At 34.0% G+C, this 17057-nt stretch carries 17 protein-coding genes; 12 read left to right on the top strand and 5 right to left on the bottom strand.

The annotated features are described in order from the left end of the window. Window positions 1-132 precede the first annotated feature (132 nt). Window positions 133-1209: an AMP-binding protein gene (locus tag BXY64_RS12030; RefSeq protein WP_120240241.1), complete on the top strand. Its 1077-nt coding sequence runs from the start codon at window positions 133-135 to the stop codon at window positions 1207-1209. On the opposite strand, the gene BXY64_RS12025 is transcribed toward BXY64_RS12030, so the two are convergent. Further along, window positions 1167-1850 carry a hypothetical protein gene (locus BXY64_RS12025; RefSeq protein ID WP_120240240.1) on the bottom strand — a complete coding sequence of 228 codons (684 nt, stop codon included), beginning with the start codon at window positions 1848-1850 and terminating at the stop codon, window positions 1167-1169. The genes BXY64_RS12030 and BXY64_RS12025 overlap by 43 nt on opposite strands. 166 nt (window positions 1851-2016) lie before the next feature. Then, window positions 2017-2634: a peptide-methionine (S)-S-oxide reductase MsrA gene (gene msrA / locus BXY64_RS12020; RefSeq protein WP_211334486.1), complete on the bottom strand. Its 618-nt coding sequence runs from the start codon at window positions 2632-2634 to the stop codon at window positions 2017-2019. 112 nt (window positions 2635-2746) lie between these two features. On the opposite strand from msrA, the gene BXY64_RS12015 reads away from it, so the two are divergent. The 8 genes from BXY64_RS12015 (at window position 2747) to BXY64_RS11980 (ending at window position 10902) form a co-directional block, all read left to right on the top strand. Beyond that, window positions 2747-3325: a molybdenum cofactor guanylyltransferase gene (locus BXY64_RS12015; protein WP_120240239.1), complete on the top strand. Its 579-nt coding sequence runs from the start codon at window positions 2747-2749 to the stop codon at window positions 3323-3325. 311 nt (window positions 3326-3636) lie between these two features. Continuing rightward, a complete protein-coding gene (locus tag BXY64_RS12010) occupies window positions 3637-5874 on the top strand; it encodes a molybdopterin-containing oxidoreductase family protein (protein ID WP_120240238.1) in 2238 nt (745 codons plus the stop codon). A 3-nt stretch (window positions 5875-5877) separates the two neighbouring features. Continuing rightward, window positions 5878-6411, top strand: a complete 534-nt coding sequence (locus BXY64_RS12005) for a 4Fe-4S dicluster domain-containing protein (RefSeq protein ID WP_120240237.1) — start codon at window positions 5878-5880, stop codon at window positions 6409-6411. Between the two features lie 12 nt (window positions 6412-6423). Beyond that, on the top strand, window positions 6424-7365 hold the full coding sequence (gene nrfD, locus BXY64_RS12000; RefSeq protein WP_120240236.1) for an NrfD/PsrC family molybdoenzyme membrane anchor subunit: 942 nt from the start codon (window positions 6424-6426) through the stop codon (window positions 7363-7365). Window positions 7366-7398: 33 nt separating this feature from the next. Then, the gene (locus BXY64_RS11995) at window positions 7399-7920 is read left to right on the top strand and encodes a YeeE/YedE thiosulfate transporter family protein (protein WP_120240235.1); all 522 of its coding nucleotides are present in this window, start codon (window positions 7399-7401) and stop codon (window positions 7918-7920) included. A 25-nt stretch (window positions 7921-7945) separates the two neighbouring features. Then, a complete protein-coding gene (locus BXY64_RS11990; protein ID WP_120240234.1) occupies window positions 7946-8536 on the top strand; it encodes a YeeE/YedE thiosulfate transporter family protein in 591 nt (196 codons plus the stop codon). Between the two features lie 25 nt (window positions 8537-8561). Beyond that, window positions 8562-9182, top strand: a complete 621-nt coding sequence (locus BXY64_RS11985) for a rhodanese-like domain-containing protein (protein ID WP_120240233.1) — start codon at window positions 8562-8564, stop codon at window positions 9180-9182. Window positions 9183-9516: 334 nt separating this feature from the next. After that, window positions 9517-10902 carry an OmpP1/FadL family transporter gene (locus tag BXY64_RS11980; protein WP_120240232.1) on the top strand — a complete coding sequence of 462 codons (1386 nt, stop codon included), beginning with the start codon at window positions 9517-9519 and terminating at the stop codon, window positions 10900-10902. A 52-nt stretch (window positions 10903-10954) separates the two neighbouring features. On the opposite strand, the gene BXY64_RS11975 is transcribed toward BXY64_RS11980, so the two are convergent. Next, a complete protein-coding gene (locus BXY64_RS11975) occupies window positions 10955-11968 on the bottom strand; it encodes an ATP-grasp domain-containing protein (protein WP_147375983.1) in 1014 nt (337 codons plus the stop codon). A gap of 320 nt (window positions 11969-12288) precedes the next feature. On the opposite strand from BXY64_RS11975, the gene BXY64_RS11970 reads away from it, so the two are divergent. After that, window positions 12289-12681: a hypothetical protein gene (locus BXY64_RS11970; RefSeq protein ID WP_120240230.1), complete on the top strand. Its 393-nt coding sequence runs from the start codon at window positions 12289-12291 to the stop codon at window positions 12679-12681. After that, window positions 12669-13394, top strand: a complete 726-nt coding sequence (locus BXY64_RS11965; protein WP_120240229.1) for an NRDE family protein — start codon at window positions 12669-12671, stop codon at window positions 13392-13394. Before BXY64_RS11970 ends, BXY64_RS11965 begins: the two co-directional genes overlap by 13 nt. Before the next feature lie 44 nt (window positions 13395-13438). Here the strand turns inward: BXY64_RS11965 and BXY64_RS11960 are convergent, their stop codons facing one another. Together BXY64_RS11960 and xerD are read right to left on the bottom strand one after the other, a co-directional pair. Then, window positions 13439-15097, bottom strand: a complete 1659-nt coding sequence (locus BXY64_RS11960) for a phosphoenolpyruvate carboxykinase (ATP) (RefSeq protein WP_120240228.1) — start codon at window positions 15095-15097, stop codon at window positions 13439-13441. A gap of 412 nt (window positions 15098-15509) precedes the next feature. After that, the gene (gene xerD, locus BXY64_RS11955) at window positions 15510-16415 is read right to left on the bottom strand and encodes a site-specific tyrosine recombinase XerD (protein ID WP_054717346.1); all 906 of its coding nucleotides are present in this window, start codon (window positions 16413-16415) and stop codon (window positions 15510-15512) included. A gap of 186 nt (window positions 16416-16601) precedes the next feature. Here xerD and aroQ point away from each other — a divergent pair, with 186 nt between their 5' ends. Continuing rightward, window positions 16602-17027, top strand: coding sequence for a type II 3-dehydroquinate dehydratase (aroQ, locus tag BXY64_RS11950; protein ID WP_120240227.1), 426 nt, complete (start codon window positions 16602-16604; stop codon window positions 17025-17027). The last annotated feature ends 30 nt before the right edge of the window (window positions 17028-17057 follow it).

Raw genomic sequence — 17057 nt, 5'->3', positions numbered from 1 at the left:
CTTGATTCTTTTGCTTACTTTTCTCATCTAAGGAGAAAAGTAAGAGCCAATCCGGCTTGAGGATAAAAGATTGATAAGTATTAAACGATACAATCAGAGTAAGGCAATTGAAATTTTCAATATCAGATTTAAATGACAAGAGAACTCTCAATAAATGGTATACATTACAATGAAAAGGCGCTGTTAAGCTATTGTAGAAATAAAATGTCCCATTCGGATTACGAATGGGAAAAAGACTATTGTAAGTTTATTTTGGAGTGGCTGGATGATGCAGAACAGGTAAAAGCGAAAACTTCTGGCTCTACCGGTGTACCAAAGCCAATGTACTTATCAAAGCAAAAAATGAGAAACTCGGCCAAACTTACTGGAGAGTTTTTCAATTTTAAAGCAGGACAGAATGCGCTTTTTTGTTTGTCTGCTAATTTTATTGCTGGCAAAATGATGATTGTGCGTGCTTTTGAGTGGCAATTGAACTTGTTGCCAGTTGCCCCTGATGGACACCCTTTAGAAAATATCTGTTCTGATATTGATTTTGCAGCTATGATTCCTCTGCAGGTAAAGAACAGTTTGAAATTAGAGAAAGGCATTCAACAAATCAAGAAGTTGCTAATAGGTGGTGGAGCTGTCGATCAGGTTCTTGAGAATGATTTACAGGATTTATCTGCCGAATGTTTTATTGGCTATGGAATGACTGAAACCGTTTCACATGTTGCCATTCGTGCATTGAATGGTAATACTAAATCTCAAGCCTATCATGCGATGGGAAATGCGAAGTTTTCTATCGACACAAGAAATTGTTTAAGTATAAATGCACCAGCCATTCTGGATGAGCCTTTGCTTACCAATGATGTTGTAGAATTGCTTGATGAAACCCAATTTGAGTGGAAAGGAAGGTTTGATAATGTGATTAATTCTGGTGGAATAAAATTGTTCCCGGAGCAAATCGAAAAGAAGCTTGAAACAATAATCAATCAGCCTTTTTTCATTTCCGGATTACCAGATGAGCATTTGGGACAAAAAGTGGTTCTTCTGATTGAATGGGATGTGGCTGATGAAGATCAGAAAAAGGAATTGGAATGTAAAATAAAAAGCCTGCTCAATAAATATGAACAGGCTCGTGAAATATTTTATATCGCCGAATTTAAACGAACATCAACGGGTAAGGTTCAACGTGATGCTACACTAGATGCAGTAAGTTTTTCCAGGTAATTAACCAGCTGAACTAATGCTTTTGAATCATTCCATTGGTAGTTATTACTCTTCATAAACGAATTAGCATAGCTCGCTTGATTTTTATAAATACTTAGAATTTCTGCTTTTAAAGAACGTACCTTTTGAGGAAAACCGTCAGCTTTTTCTACATAAAATACATTTCTAATATTGCATTTAGAGTATGGATATTTAGCTTCGTTTAAATAGTATTTTACATACAGATTTTTTTGTCCTGAATGAATCATTTGCAAATAACCACTAACAGAGTCACCTTTATGGATATGTTTCTTATAAACGTATTGATTTCCATTAATTTCTACTTCGTTGATTTTATGTGGTGATGAAATTCTGCTGTATTGTGTATTAATTTGACATTCAATTTCATCTTCTGCAATATTGTATCGTATGCCGTTGGGAGTGATGATATTCTTATTACAAGTAATGATCTTTCCAGGTAGGAATTTTTCGCTTAAGTATAAAGAAGGTTTTAGATTGAAACTTGTTACATTTTGAGATGGAACGAAATATTGCAATACGCCATAATTAGGAAAGTTTGCTTTTTGTGTAGATTTATCTGTACAAAATCCAGTTGTAATAGTGATAATACAGATAAATAAAAGAGGTAAAAATTTCTTCATATAAGTGTGTTTTAGGAAATAGAAACATAAAAATACAAGAAATACAATTAACAGTGTGTTACAATTCTTTAAGAAATTTTAACTTTTGATAGAGGGGTAATTTTGCAGTAGCGCAAACGTATGCATAAATAATGAGGAAAAATGCACCCCTAAAGGTGCACCTAATTTATTTCAATTTATTTTTAAAAACTTGTTTAAACTTTTCCATCTTGGGCTTGATTACAAAACTACAATATGGCTGGTTAGAATTGTTATTGAAATAATCCTGGTGGTAGTTTTCTGCAATATAAAACTTTGAAGCAGGAGTAATTTCTGTAACAATAGGATCATCCCAGGCTCCAGAATCACTTAGTTTTTCTTTATACTGCAAAGCAAGTTCTTTTTGTTCGTCAGAATGGTAAAATACTGCCGATCTGTATTGCGTCCCAACATCTGCTCCTTGTCGGTTTAAAGTTGTTGGATTATGTGTTTGCCAAAATACTTCAAGGAGGTCTTCAAAGCTAATTACATTTGCATCATAGGTGATTTGGCAAATCTCGGCATGTCCGGTTTCACCAGTACAAATCTCTTTATAAGTTGGATTTTTTGTATCTCCACCCATATATCCCGATTCTACTTTCTCAACTCCATTTAGCTCTTGAAAAATAGCTTCCACACACCAAAAACATCCTGCACCAAAACTTGCTACCTCCATTTTTTTTGATTGATTTTCCGTATTCATATTTGTTTTACCGAATATTACTCCGGAAACCAACATGAAAATTAAAACTATTGATTTTTTCATACTTTCCGGTTTTATTATTTATAATCATTCTAAAGATAGTATTTGGTTTTTTCATATAAAAGTTAAAAGTTCTTAAAGTGGTGATCTTTCCTAATCTTCTCTATATTTGGATATGATTCAGGAAAAAAAATCAATAGGTATAGTTCTTTCTGGTGGCAAGAGCTCAAGAATGGGAACAGAGAAGGGATTGGTAAAGTGGCAAAGTAAAGCTTTAATAGAATACTCTGTAAAATGTCTAAATTCCATTTGCAATAATATTGTGATTAGTTCTAATAATGAGGATTACAACTATTTGAATCTTCCTGTTATTAAAGATGAAATTGCCAATTGTGGTCCAATAGGAGGAATATATTCATGCATGAAGAATATTAGTGCGGATTATTATTATGTAATTTCTTGCGATGTTCCTAATGTTCCGACTGAACTTTTTAAAGATCTTTTTAAAAATATACGTGAGGCCGATTTAATTTATGCAGTTGACAGTAAGGGTAAAAAGCAACCTCTGGTGGCAATCTATAAAAGATCATGTTTTTTAACCATAGAGAGTGAATTGCTTAATGGAAATTACAAGATGATGAAATTGCTTGAAAAAATTAAGGCTAAGGAGTACTTGGTGACTCAAGATTTAAAATATTACCGTGATAATATTTTATCAAATGCGAATAGCCCAGAAGACTTAAACAACCTGTAGTATTTTTGCAGATTTTTATCGCTATAAACATAGGAGGATAAATCTTCAATGCTCTTGGTATATCTTTAAATAAAGGATGTAAAACTCTCTTATTAAAGAAATAATACATCAAATGTAATTTAGTAAAGATCTAAATAGTTGCATATGTGTTTAAATCAGAGGATTTCGACATTTTGCTTTGTTTAGACCAATTACAAATCCCAAAAATATGTTGTAGAGCATATTGTCTATTCCTCATTTAATATATGTTTACATCCATAGATATAGTTTTCTATATGTGTTCATGTGTTAAAGCATAAAGAAGTCACAAGATGAAGAGCAGAAGACAATTTATTAAAATTAGTTCCTTAAGTACCGCCGGATTAATTTTTGGAGGAGGATTATTAGAATCCTTTGCAAATAGTTTGGTGAAAGATAATAAATCATACTTTAAGGGACCATATGATTTTACTCGGACTCCGACCTATTGCGAGGTATGTTTTTGGAAATGTGCAGGCTGGGTTTATAAGGATGAGAATGGAAGAATTAAGAAGATCATAGGAAATGATTTAGATCCAAACTGTAATGGTCGCTTTTGTCCGAGAGGAACAGGCGGGGTTGGAATGTATTACGATGAGGATCGCTTAAAAACTCCTTTAATTCGTAAAGAAATAGACGGAAATCAAACCTATGTTGAGGCCAGTTGGGATGAAGCTTTCGAGTTTATTGCAACTAAAATGAAGCAGATCAAAAAGGAGCATGGGCCTGAGAGTACAGCTTTATTTACACATGGTTCAGGTGGGAAATACTTCGGAAAACTTTTAAAAGCATTTGGATCAAACAATATTGCAGCTCCTTCATATGCTCAGTGTCGTGGACCAAGAGAAGTTGCATTTATTTCAACTTTTGGACAAGGAATTAATTCTCCAGAGAATACCGATATTAGAGATACCAAATGTTTGGTGTTAATAGGTTCGCATTTGGGTGAAAATATGCACAATGGTCAGGTACAGGAAATGTCAGATGCCATTGATAAAGGAGCTAATATTATTACTGTTGATCCAAGATTTTCAACAGTTGCAGGAAAATCTAAACATTGGTTGCCAATTAAACCTGCTACTGATAATGCTCTTTTACTTGCATGGATGAATGTAATCATCAATGAAGGATTATACGACAAAGAATACGTTGAAAAATATACTTTTGGATTTGATCAATTAAAAGATCACATTCAACGATATACACCAGAGTGGGCCTATGGTGTAACTACCATTAAGCCACAGCAAATTAGAGAAACAGCCAGAGAAATGGCTAATGCAGCTCCTGCTGTAATTGTACATCCAGGTCGTCATGTAACCTGGTACGGAGATGATACGCAAAGATTACGTGCTGTTGCTATTTTGAATGCATTACTAGGAAGTTGGGGAAGACGTGGTGGATTCTACAATCCTGAAAAGGCAGAAGTACCACATTATAAATTACCAGCATTTCCAAAACCAAAGAAAAACTGGCGTGATGCAATGGATGGTAAATACAATTTGGCGGACTTAGCTTTAGCTTCTGGTGTTTGTGATGCATCCATTCCTGGTCCAGATATGGATTATGCCATAAAAGCTTGGATCGTAAATGGAACCAACCTAATTAACACTTTGCCTGATCAAAAAAAGACTATTCAAGCTATTCAAGAGCTAGACTTAATTGCGGTTGTGGATACCATGCCTATGGAAATTACCGGATATGCTGATGTGGTTTTACCAGAGTGTACTTACTTGGAAAGATATGATGCACTTAGAATATCGCAAGGAAGAGAGCCTAGTATTGCCTTGAGAATGCCAGCTGTTGATCCACTTTACAATACTAAGCCTGCATATTGGATGGCTAGAGAATTAGCAAAAAAACTTGATCTGCTTGATTATTTTCCATTTGAAAATATAGAAGAAGAGATTGATTGGGAATTGAAGCAAGTTGGAACTTCGTTAGAGGAAATGCAACGCGTTGGTGTGAAGAAATTGGAACGAGAATTCGATGATTTGTACTTTGCTGATGGAGAAGATGTGGAGTTCAATACTAATACAGGAAAAATAGAGTTGTATTCTACTGCCCTAGAAGAAGAAGGATTCGATCCAATGCCGGTTTATACTCCACATCCAGAACCAGAAGAAGGATTTTATAGACTAATATACGGAAGAGCTCCTATGCACACTTTCAGTAGAACTGCCAATAATCCAAATTTGACAGATTTAATGGATGAGAATACTTGTTGGGTGAATCCAAAAGTTGCCAAAGAATGGGATTTAAGTAGCGGACAGTATGTTTACCTGGAAAATCAAGATGGAGTTATTTCTGAGTTTCCAATAAAAGTAAGAGTAACCGAAAGAATAAGATTCGATTCGATATATATGGTACACGGTTTCGGACATGCAGATAAGAGAATGAAAAGATGCTTTGGTAAAGGAGTTAGTGATACTCAACTAATTACCAATGTAATGACAGATCCTATTATGGGAGGTACCGGAATGAGAGGAAACTTTGTAACATTTAGAACTGATATTAAAAAATCGGAGGTGTAAGCTATGAGATATGCAATGGCTATTGATACTAAAAAGTGTGTAGGTTGCAGCGACTGTGTAGTAGCTTGCCAAACTGAAAACGATGTGCCAATCGGGTATTGCCGCGATTGGGTTGTAGAAGTAATGGATGGAACTTATCCTCAATTGGAAATGGAACTGCGTTCAGAACGATGCAATCACTGTGAGAATTCTCCTTGTGTGCGTTGTTGTCCAACGGGTGCAAGTCATTACTCAGAAGGAGGAACTGTACTTGTAACTAAGAATGAGTGTATTGGTTGTAGTGCCTGTATAACTTCTTGTCCATACGATGCGCGTTTTGTTCACCCAGAAGGATATGTAGACAAGTGTACATTCTGCTTGCATAGAGTGAAAAAAGGAATGCAGCCAGCTTGTGTAGCAGTTTGTCCAACCAAATGTATGTACTTTGGTGATTTGGACGATCCAAGAAGTGAAGTTTCACAAATCTTAAAAAAGAGAAAATATAAAACCTTAATTCCTGAAGCAGGAACAAAACCTCATTTGTATTTCCTAATCTAAAACTGTTAAAAAATGAGAGAAGAAATTATTGTAAGCGGGAGAAACAATCCTCTAATCGACCCTCAATTACATGTTTGGCATTGGGAAATTCCAACCTATTTGTTTTTGGGAGGTTTGGCTGCTGGTTTAATGTTTTTTGCAGCCCTTTATACCATTCGTAATAAAGAGAATGAATACAAAACCGCAGTTAAAATAGCCCCAATTATAGCCCCAATAGCTTTGGTTCTGGGCCTTATTGCTTTGTTTTTAGATTTGCACCACAAATTGTATTTCTGGAGATTGTATACCACCATTCGCTTGGAATCACCTATGTCTTGGGGAGCATGGACCTTAATGGTAGTGACACCATTGTCAATCATTTGGACGGCGATACACATGAAGGACATATTCCCAAAATGGAATTGGAAATTTGATGTAATCGAAGAATTGATTGAATTTTTCAAGAAGCATAAAAAAACACTTGCGTGGATCATGCTGATTTCATCAGCGATTTTAGGAATTTATACAGGAATATTATTTTCTGCATTTAATGCTCGTCCACTTTGGAATACTTCAATACTTGGCCCTTTGTTCCTTGCATCGGGATTATCTGCAGGTGCAGCGGTTGTAATTTGGATGTCGAAAAACCATTTAGAACGTAAGAGATTTGCACAATTGGATCTAATGATTATTGGAATTGAATTGTTCTTGATCATCCATATGTTTATGGGATTCTTGGCAAGTACTCAGGTGCAGATTGATGCTGCCAATTTATTTTTAGGAGGAGCATATACTGCACCATTCTGGATTTTCGTTGTGTTCTTGGGAATGATTGTTCCTGCAATCCTTGAAGGAATGGAGTTGAAAGGATTTAAAATTCCTGTTGCAATACCTGTTGTGTTGGTGCTTTTTGGAAGTGTTATGCTTCGATTTATTATTGCTTACGCAGGACAGGCAAGCAGATGGCTTTACTAATCTAATTATTGAAAAACTTTAAAACACTATAAAATGAGCGAAGTGAAAAAAACAAAATACTTTAATCCGTATATCGGAGGAGTATTGTTAGGACTTGTTCTTTTGGCTGCAAATTTTGTTTCTGGTCGTGGATTGGGAGCAAGTGGAGCAATTAAAAGTGCAGTGGTATCTACAGTAAATACTGTTGCTCCTAGCCATGCTGAAAATTCAGCATTTTATAAAAACTATAATGAGAGCCATGAAAACCCGATGAAATCGTGGTTAGTATTTCAAATGATGGGAGTTTTGGTAGGTGGATTTTTATCGGGAGCTTTTGCGAAACGTTTAAAATTTAAGGTTGAACATTCACCAAAAATTACATCTAAAAGAAGAATTATTTTTGCCATCCTTGGTGGGATGTTTTTCGGATTTGGCTCACAACTGGGGCGCGGATGTACCAGTGGTTCTGCACTAAGCGGAATGGCAGTTTTATCAGTTGGAGGTTTTCTAACCATGGCTTGTATATTTGGAACTGCTTTTGCGTTGGCTTACTTTTTTAGAAAGAATTGGATTTAATTTTAAATGTATAAACAAATAAATTATGGCACCATTAATTGTTAATGAAATAATTTCACCGGATACCAATTTGTTAATTGCATTTTTAATTGGAATCGGATTTGGATTTGTGTTGGAAGGAAGTGGTTTTTCTTCAAGTTGTAAATTGGCAGGAATGTTCTATGGATACGACACAACAGTATTAAAAGTATTCTTTACTGCTGCAATTACAGCAATGGTTGGAATGTTATTTTTTAGTCTTTTTGGTTGGATGGATTTAGATTTCGTATATATCAACCCAACTTATGTAACTTCAGCAATTGTTGGTGGAGTAGTTATGGGTGTTGGTTTTATTATGGGAGGATTTTGTCCGGGTACTGCATTTTGTGCAATATCAATTGGAAAACTTGATGCTCTTGCTTTTATCGGTGGATTAACTTTAGGTATTGTATTTTTTACGGAAGGATATCCATTGTTTGAAGAAATGTATAAAGCTAATTTTATTGGTACTCCAACAATGAATGAATTGCTTGATATTCCACGAGGTGTATTTGCTCTTGGCCTTATTCTGATGGCATTTGCAATGTTTTGGGTTGGCGAATGGGCTGAAAAGAAATTCCCACGTGAAGAGTACTAATTATTAATGACCAAAAATCACGATAATGAAAATGAGATTAATATTAGCTTCTGTATTTATTCCTTTAGGGATAATTATTGCAGCGATACCCGAAAATACAACTAAACCATTTAAACTAACGGCAGAAGAATTGCTTGATGAAGTGAAGGATGGAACACAATTTGTTAGTACTGATGAGCTTGCCGATATGTTGGTTCAAAAAGACCCTAGTCTTCAGCTTATAGATGTTCGTAGCCAGGCAGAGTTTGAAAAATATAGCTTGCCAGGAGCAATCAATATTCCTTTAACCCAGATTCTATCTGATGAATATGAGGAGTATATCGATCAAGGCGTGAAGATGAATGTTTTTTATTCGAATGGGAACCTAAAGGCAAATGAAGCCTGGATGTTGACTAGACAATTGGGATACGAAAACAATTTTGTTATGCAAGGCGGATTAAACTATTGGGCAGAAACCATTTTAAATCCTCAGGCACCAAAATCTGTTATGGCGGATGATGAAATTGCAAAATATGACTTTAGAAAAGGTGCAAGTGCTGCCTTGGGAGGTGGAAATGCTGTGGTAACGAATACCAATACTGTGAAAAAAACAAAGCCTACTATTAAAAAGCGCAAAAAGAAAAAACGTGCTGCAGGAGGTTGTTAGTATAACAATTAATATAAAAAGAAGCCTTTTCGATAAATTTCGAAAAGGCTTTTTTGATACCTGTTGTGAATTAGATAGATAAAAATCGGAAACATCAATGATATATATCTTCTTGAATTTTTAATTATGCAAGTAGTTGATAATCTGTTTATTTACATTAAATAAAAATTAGCCGATTGTGTAAAAAATCAAAAAAATAAAGTATTAAAATATAGATAGTTAAAAATGTCATAGGATTAATATGTAGATATATGATATACAACATATGTGGATGTGATTAGACTTTCTATTTTGTGTTCAAATCCTAATTAATTAAAACTAATTCATTAAGAATATGAAACAAACTATTAAAATTATTATTGCAGCGGTTGTGGTGCTTTCTGGAATGTTTGTAACAAATCAGGCAATGGCAACCGATGGATATTTTAGTTGTGGGTACGGTACTCAAAGTAAAGGTATGGGTGGTGTTGGTATCGCATGGTATAAAAATTCTTTAATCAACGGAAACCCAGCAGGTTTGGTTTCTTTAGGAAAGCAATATTCTATTAGTGTTGGATTGTTTAATCCGAATAGAGAATATACTGTTACGGGTAACCCTTCTATGATGCCTGGTACTTTTGGTTTGCTTCCAGGGACTGTTAAAAGTGATAGCAAAATGTTTGTTATTCCTTCAATTGGTGCAAACTGGATGTTAAATGATAAAAGTAGTTTCTCTATTGCTTTGTTTGGAAATGGTGGAATGAACACGGATTATCCGCCTACAACATTACCGGATGGAAGTAAGATGGGAACTTTTGGTAGTACTGGGTCTACTGGAGTAAATCTAATGCAGATGTTTCTTGGAGTATCTTATTCTAGAAATATTGCTAAAAACCATAGCTTTGGTATAACAGGTTTAATAGCATACCAGATGTTTGAAGCTAAAGGCCTGGGAGCTTTTGCACCATTTTCAAGTGCTCCTGATAAGTTAACTGATAATGGTATGGATAATGCTACTGGTTTTGGATTCAAACTTGGTTACATGGGTAAATTGGCCAAAGGTCTAACTCTTGGAGCTAGTTATCAGACCATGTTATATATGAGTGAATTTGATGATTATGCTGGATTGTTTGCTGAGCAAGGTGACTTTAATATTCCTTCAACTTGGACCATTGGTTTGGCTTATGAAATTAATGAAGACTGGGCTGTGATGGCAGATTTCAAGAGAATTAATTATACTGATGTTGCTTCTGTTTCAAATCCAATGGATCCAATGGCATTGCCACCTGCATTTTTGAATCCAGGTGGAAATCCAAATAATCCAGCAGATTATACTCCAAATCCAAATCATGTACCACTTGGAGCGGACAATGGAGCTGGTTTTGGTTGGGAAGATATCAACATATTGAAATTTGGTATGGAATATTCAGGTATTAAAGACTGGACATTGCGTGCAGGATATTCTCATACTGAACAACCAATTCAAAGCTCAGAAGTATTGTTTAATATTCTTGCTCCTGGTGTGATTGAAGATCATGTTACATTTGGATTTAGTAAGAATATTGGAAATTCTGGAAAAGCAGTACATGTAGCCTTCTGTTATGCATTACCAGCATCAGTTAAAGGATATAATCCAATGGATTATGAGTTTGATACAAATACAGGTATGCCTACCGGTCATAATCAAACCATTAATTTGGATATGAATCAGTTGGAAATTGATATAGCATTCACATTTTAACAGAACTTTATTATAAAAAAGAGAGGATTTTACTGATAAATCCTCTCTTTTTTTATGCTTTTTTGGTAAAAGTTCGCTTGTATAAAGCTCTCATAATTTCTTTAAATGAATCAGGTTCGTAACCAAGTTTCCTGTTTTCCATGCTGATTTCATATACCAATCTCATGTGTTGTATTATCACTTTATAAGCTTTTAGTAAAGGAAAATCAGGATCATAGATATGTGCTGGTTCAGAATTGGTACCATTTAATTCTATAATTTTGATATTTCTTCCTTTGTACAAGTCTTCAATGCTGTTTACCTTCATATCAAAACGACCGTAATAATACCCATCTAATGGTTTTGATATTTCTCTGAAAACAGATACCAATTGTTCATTTATTAGATCATTACCATTTAAAAACTTGGTTCCTCTATTATGATTTCCTATGGGTTCTAGTTTATAGTTTATACCACTTGGTATGATTTGATTCCATTTAGAATTATATTTGTTTTTTAGGTAAGATATTCTGCTCGAAGCCCTGATATTTGCCTTTACCAATTCCGAAAACTTTAATCTTCCATTACCTGTGATTGTGAGAAACTCTTTTCTTACAATCGAAGTTATTCCATCTTTTTTTGAAATAGGGAAGCGATGATAGAATACACCCAATTCTATAGGGTAGTCGATAAAATCTTGAAAAAGAATGTCTTCGTGCTTGTCTTTTAAAAAAGGAAGAAGATCAGATTCGGAATCAATTTTTTCGACCCCAACACCTCTTTCCCCAATATTAGGTTTGCACACTATTGGAAAATCTATTTCGTGTTTATTCATTAATCCCTTTATTTCAGATATTGGTAGGGAGGAGTTTACTACAAAACCTTGAGGTATATACTTCCTGTCAAGGTGACTAAGAATTTTCATTTTATCCATACCAAATGCACCTCCAAATTTCATTGCAGGATTGGTTGGGGTGAAATAAGCAAATGCTTTAGCTTTAATTGCAAGGTAAAATCCGTAAAAAAACATTGGGATGTAGAAAAACCAAAATGGCCAAAACTCGAAATGAAACCACTTAGAAATCATGAATGGGATTTTTATTTTTCTACTCATAGCTGTTCTGAATAATGATTAAAATGATGTTTTAAGGTAGTAATTTCTCTTTTATTAAAAGTTGATTTGAATAAAATCAGATAAGTATTTGTTAAAACTGCTAAGAGCTATGATATATATTGATAATTTGATATCTTGTACTTATAACCATTTGTATCATTCCTATGCAGAATCAAATTTTATTAGCTAATAGAGAAATTTTAAACCAACTAATTCATTTGTGTGAAAATATAAATCCTGTACTATATTGTAAGGAATTAAGCCTCTTGTCCCAAAATACGATAGGCAAACATATGCGCCATATTATTGAGTTTTATGATATTTTAATTGAAGCTTACAAAGAGAATAAGCCATTAAGCTATGATCATAGGGTACATTGTAGTGAAACTGAAGCTAGTTTGGTGTTGGCTTTGCAAAGGTTAAGGAAAGCTCTTAATTGGGTGGAAAGTGAACAGCCTACTAAGGAATTAATATTGGTTGTTAGTTACGATAGCGAAGGAAAAAATAGTGTTTCAATTCCTTCAAGTATAGACCGAGAGTTGATATACAATATTGAACATGCAATTCATCATATGGCCATTATTCGTATTGCAATTGAAAAAGAGTTTCCAGATATTAAATTGCATAAAAATTTTGGGATAGCATACTCGACAATCAGGTATAGAGACGACTTATGTGCACATTAACATACATACCAACAGAGGAAAAGAATTTCATTTTCACTACCAATAGAGATGAAGATCCGAATAGAGTAGCATTACCGCCAAGTAAGTATATCAATAATAATATTGAAAGCCTGTACCCCAAAGATCCTGAAGGAAATGGAACTTGGATGTTGTGTAATAAATATTTTAGTGTTTGTTTATTAAATGGGGCTTTTGTTAAGCATAAACATGAACCACCCTATAAAAAGAGTAGAGGACTTGTTGTATTGGAATATGAACGATTTCAAAATTCAATCGATTTTATATTGAATTTTGATTTCATGGATATTGAACCATTTACAATGATTGTTGTAAGATATGAAAACAAAGTTTCGTTAGAGGAAATTAGATGGGATGGTAGTTCTGTTCATTATAAGCAACTTGATCCCAAAAGAGCTGAGATCTGGTCATCATCAACTTTGTATGATGAAACTGCAAGAGAAATGAGAAAAGATTGGTTTGCAGATTGGAAAATTATGGATGAATTATCATGCTCAAATGTTCTTAATTTTCATAAAAATGCTGGTTGTGATGATTTGTATAATGGATTGTTAATGAATAGAAAAGAGATGGTGGAAACCACTAGTATTACTCAAATTGTACATGATAGATTAGGAGTGAGAATGAGATATGAAGATCTTCGTTCGGAAGAAGTGACAGAAAGATATTTGACAAAAGAAAAGAGTCTCGATTGAGACTCTTTTTTTTTGAATAAGAATAAAATAACAAGTAGAGTTAATTATTTTCCAGGACATTGTGAAAGGATATCCTGTGGAATATTTTGATTACCATATGATTTGTCAAAATCAACGGAGAATTTTTTAGCTAGTTTTTCTGCTGTTTTGTTGTAATCTTCCTTGTTTTCCCAAGTATTAATTGGATTTAAGATTTCAGTTGGAACATTTTCACAAACAGCAGGAATATTTACATGAAACAATTTGTCTTCAGTATATTCTACATCATTTAATTTTCCATTTAAAGCTGCATCTACCATTGCTCTTGTATACTTTAACTTTATACGAGAGCCAGTTCCGTATGAACCACCACTCCAGCCAGTGTTAATCAAGAAAACATTGGTATTGTGTTTTTCCATTTTTTCACCTAACATCTCTGCATAGATATTTGGATTACAAGGCATAAATGGTTGTCCAAAGAAACGTGAGAAAGTTGCCTGTGGCTCAGTTACTCCGGTTTCAGTACCAGCTAATTTCGAAGTGTATCCCATGAGGAACCAAAGCATTGCTTGTTCTTTAGTCAATTTTGAGATTGGAGGCAATACGCCATACGCATCAGCTGTAAGGAATAAAATAGTATTTGGATTTCCAGAGGTTGAACTTTCTTTGATATTTTTTAAGAAATTAAGAGGATAACTTGCTCTTGAGTTAGGTGTAAATCTATCATCAAAGAAATCTAATTCTCCATTTGGATAAATCATTGCATTTTCAATAATTGCGCCATGTTTGGTGTAATCATCTTCGTGCATTACAGCCTCGTAAATTTCCGGTTCGTTTTCTGGTTTGATATCGATCATTTTAGCGTAACAACCATTTTCAAAGTTGAAAATACCATCATCACTCCATCCGTGTTCGTCATCACCTAAAAGAGCTCTGTTTGGATCTGCCGACAAAGTTGTTTTGCCAGTGCCAGAAAGTCCTAATAGAAGAGCAGAATCACCATTTTTACCTTCGTTAGCAGAGCAGTGTAAAGGAAGAACACCTTTAAATGGTAAATAGTAATTCATTACTGTAAACATCAATTTCTTCATTGCACCCATGTAAGATGAGCCAATAACAATACCGATTTTTTGATCGAAATCAACAACAACACAAATGTCAGATGTTTCTCCATTAGGAAGTTCTCTTACCAAGCCTTTGTAGCGCTCTTTATTCAACTTGTTGTTTGGTAAAGCGATCAAATGAAATTCATCATTTGCAAAAATCGATTTGTGAAGATCATTAGGTACTGGTCTAAACATGTTGTCAATAAAAACCTGACTTAAACTTTTATCAGTAATGGTTTTTACTGGTAATGCATATTTAGAATCTGCACCAATTACTCTATCTGTGGTATAAACTGTTTCTTTTTCATCAATCATCTTTAAAGCGTCTTCAAAAATCATCGAAAACGTTTGCGGATTCATAGCAATATTATTGGCTGATGACCAGTCTATATTTAATTCACTTTCAGGATTTCTTACAATATAAGTATCCTTAGGACTTCTACCTGTAGAATGAGGAGGTGTCCATGTTGCAAGTGAGCCGTTCTTTGTTAAAACAGCTTCTTTGTTTTCTACTGCTTGAGTAATTAGAGATTCTCGTGAAAGATTCTCTTGAATGTTAGAATGCTTTTTTAATGATTCTTGTAATTCTGTAATCATATTAACTTCAATAGCGTTCATGTGACATTTAATATTTGGTTTGGAGCTCCAAAAGTATGACTATATATGCATAAATCCTACTATGTATATATTTTTTTGTAATTTTTAATGTATTATTTCTCAGTAAGTTTTACTACTTTTACCGTGGGGAAAATTGATCTAGGGACGTTGAAAACGCTTCTTTTTTTCAATTTTCCCTTCTTTTTTTGTTTAAAATAATCCCATCTTTTCTTTGAAATACAAACGTTTGCGTAAAAATTACGAGTTCTAAATAATTAAAAATTATGATTAAGTACAGGGTGCGCTTGAGAGGTAGAGTAGCAGGAAGAATTCTAACTATAAGTTATAAAAAAACCTCCAAAGCAACCGCCTTGGAGGTGTAAAAAGTGACATTTATTTCAAAATTCCATTATAAAATGGAAAGAAAATTCAATTAGTCTTTAGATCTTGGATGGAAATTTTTGATTGTTTCTTTCAAATATTCTCTATCCAAATGAGTGTAAATTTCAGTTGTTAAAATTGACTCGTGACCTAACATTTCTTGTACAGCTCTTAAATCAGCACCACCTTCTACCAAGTGAGATGCAAAAGAGTGACGGAAAGTGTGAGGAGAAACATTTTTCTTCAAACCAACTTTCTTAGATAAGTTCTTAATGATAGTAAAGATCATTACACGTGATAACTTACGACCTCTTCTGTTCAAGAACAAGATATCTTCACTATCCTTATCGATATTTAATTTACCGCGATAGTTTTTAAGGTATAATTTGATTTCTTTTTTAGCTTTCTTTCCAATTGGAATTAAACGCTCTTTGTTTCCTTTTCCATGAATTTTAATAAATCCCATACGGAAGTGAAGGTTAGAAACTCTTAAGTCGATTAATTCAGACACTCTTAATCCACAAGAATATAAAGTTTCAAGAATTGCACGGTTTCTTTGTCCTTCTGACTTGTTCATGTCAACAGCCTTTACTAAAACGTCAATTTCGTCTGTTGTTAAAGTGTCAGGAAGTTTACGTCCAATTTTTGGAGCTTCTAATAAAGCAGTTGGATTTTTTTCGATAATTTCTTCCAGTAATAAATACTTAAAGAAAGCTTTAATACCAGAAATTACACGTGCTTGTGTGCGAGGGCTAGTACCTGCATCATTAATCCAAGCTACAAAATCCTTCAAATGTTGAAGCACTACTTCTTCAGGAGTTACCTCAATATTCTTTTCTCTAAAGAAAGTAGTTAACTTAGTAATGTCATTAATGTAAGCATCTACCGAGTTCTTAGAGAGCGACTTCTCTAAGGTGAGGTAGGTCTTAAAATTTTCAATTGTTGTTGTCCATTTCATTTTTATCCAGTTTTTAGTATGTAGTTATAGTTGTAAATAATTTGCTTTATAATTTGTAGCTTTACTCAGTCGTTTAAATATACGAAATGTTTATGATAATTCTTGTGTGCAATTTAAAAAAATATTACGTAAGCCGACAAATTTTTCATATAGTATTTATGTTTAACCTTAATTTTTTTTGATAAGATGAATTTTTTGATAATAAATGGACCCAACCTAAATCTTCTTGGAGTGCGCGAAAAATCTATATATGGAGAGGTTTCGTTTGAAACTTATTTTGAGGAGTTAAAGAAGATGTACGGAAAAATTCAACTCGAATATTATCAATCTAATATAGAGGGTGAATTAATTGACGAAATACACCGTGTAGGTTTCGATTATGATGGTATTATTCTAAATGCCGGCGCTTATACTCATACCTCTGTAGCTCTTGGTGATGCTATTGCTGCTGTGAATGCGCCTGTTATTGAGGTACATATATCAAATGTACATAAGAGAGAATCTTTCAGAGGAAAAACAATGATTGGAAAGGATTGTATCGGCACAATTGCAGGATTTGGATTGGATTCTTATCGTCTAGGGATAGAGGCTCTTTTGTCTCGTTTGGATTAAAGTTTACTTTTTTGTGATAAAAGTTTTTTT

This window comes from Marinifilum flexuosum (assembly GCF_003610555.1).
GTDB lineage: Bacteria > Bacteroidota > Bacteroidia > Bacteroidales > Marinifilaceae > Marinifilum > Marinifilum flexuosum.
Note: the sequence above shows the minus strand (reverse complement) of the source record. Positions and strands in the feature narration are given on the sequence as shown.

What these genes read in the sequence shown, in the direction of transcription:
- BXY64_RS12025 (WP_120240240.1), bottom strand. Translation starts at nt 1,850, where the DNA reads ATGAAGAAATTTTTACCTCTTTTATTTATCTGTATTATCACTATTACA.
- BXY64_RS11960 (WP_120240228.1), bottom strand. Translation starts at nt 15,097, where the DNA reads ATGAACGCTATTGAAGTTAATATGATTACAGAATTACAAGAATCATTA.
- BXY64_RS12005 (WP_120240237.1), top strand. Translation starts at nt 5,878, where the DNA reads ATGAGATATGCAATGGCTATTGATACTAAAAAGTGTGTAGGTTGCAGC.
- BXY64_RS11975 (WP_147375983.1), bottom strand. Translation starts at nt 11,968, where the DNA reads ATGATTTCTAAGTGGTTTCATTTCGAGTTTTGGCCATTTTGGTTTTTC.
- msrA (WP_211334486.1), bottom strand. Translation starts at nt 2,634, where the DNA reads ATGAAAAAATCAATAGTTTTAATTTTCATGTTGGTTTCCGGAGTAATA.
- nrfD (WP_120240236.1), top strand. Translation starts at nt 6,424, where the DNA reads ATGAGAGAAGAAATTATTGTAAGCGGGAGAAACAATCCTCTAATCGAC.
- BXY64_RS11990 (WP_120240234.1), top strand. Translation starts at nt 7,946, where the DNA reads ATGGCACCATTAATTGTTAATGAAATAATTTCACCGGATACCAATTTG.
- BXY64_RS11980 (WP_120240232.1), top strand. Translation starts at nt 9,517, where the DNA reads ATGAAACAAACTATTAAAATTATTATTGCAGCGGTTGTGGTGCTTTCT.
- BXY64_RS12010 (WP_120240238.1), top strand. Translation starts at nt 3,637, where the DNA reads ATGAAGAGCAGAAGACAATTTATTAAAATTAGTTCCTTAAGTACCGCC.
- BXY64_RS12030 (WP_120240241.1), top strand. Translation starts at nt 133, where the DNA reads ATGACAAGAGAACTCTCAATAAATGGTATACATTACAATGAAAAGGCG.
- BXY64_RS12015 (WP_120240239.1), top strand. Translation starts at nt 2,747, where the DNA reads ATGATTCAGGAAAAAAAATCAATAGGTATAGTTCTTTCTGGTGGCAAG.
- xerD (WP_054717346.1), bottom strand. Translation starts at nt 16,415, where the DNA reads ATGAAATGGACAACAACAATTGAAAATTTTAAGACCTACCTCACCTTA.
- BXY64_RS11985 (WP_120240233.1), top strand. Translation starts at nt 8,562, where the DNA reads ATGAAAATGAGATTAATATTAGCTTCTGTATTTATTCCTTTAGGGATA.
- aroQ (WP_120240227.1), top strand. Translation starts at nt 16,602, where the DNA reads ATGAATTTTTTGATAATAAATGGACCCAACCTAAATCTTCTTGGAGTG.
- BXY64_RS11965 (WP_120240229.1), top strand. Translation starts at nt 12,669, where the DNA reads ATGTGCACATTAACATACATACCAACAGAGGAAAAGAATTTCATTTTC.
- BXY64_RS11995 (WP_120240235.1), top strand. Translation starts at nt 7,399, where the DNA reads ATGAGCGAAGTGAAAAAAACAAAATACTTTAATCCGTATATCGGAGGA.
- BXY64_RS11970 (WP_120240230.1), top strand. Translation starts at nt 12,289, where the DNA reads ATGCGCCATATTATTGAGTTTTATGATATTTTAATTGAAGCTTACAAA.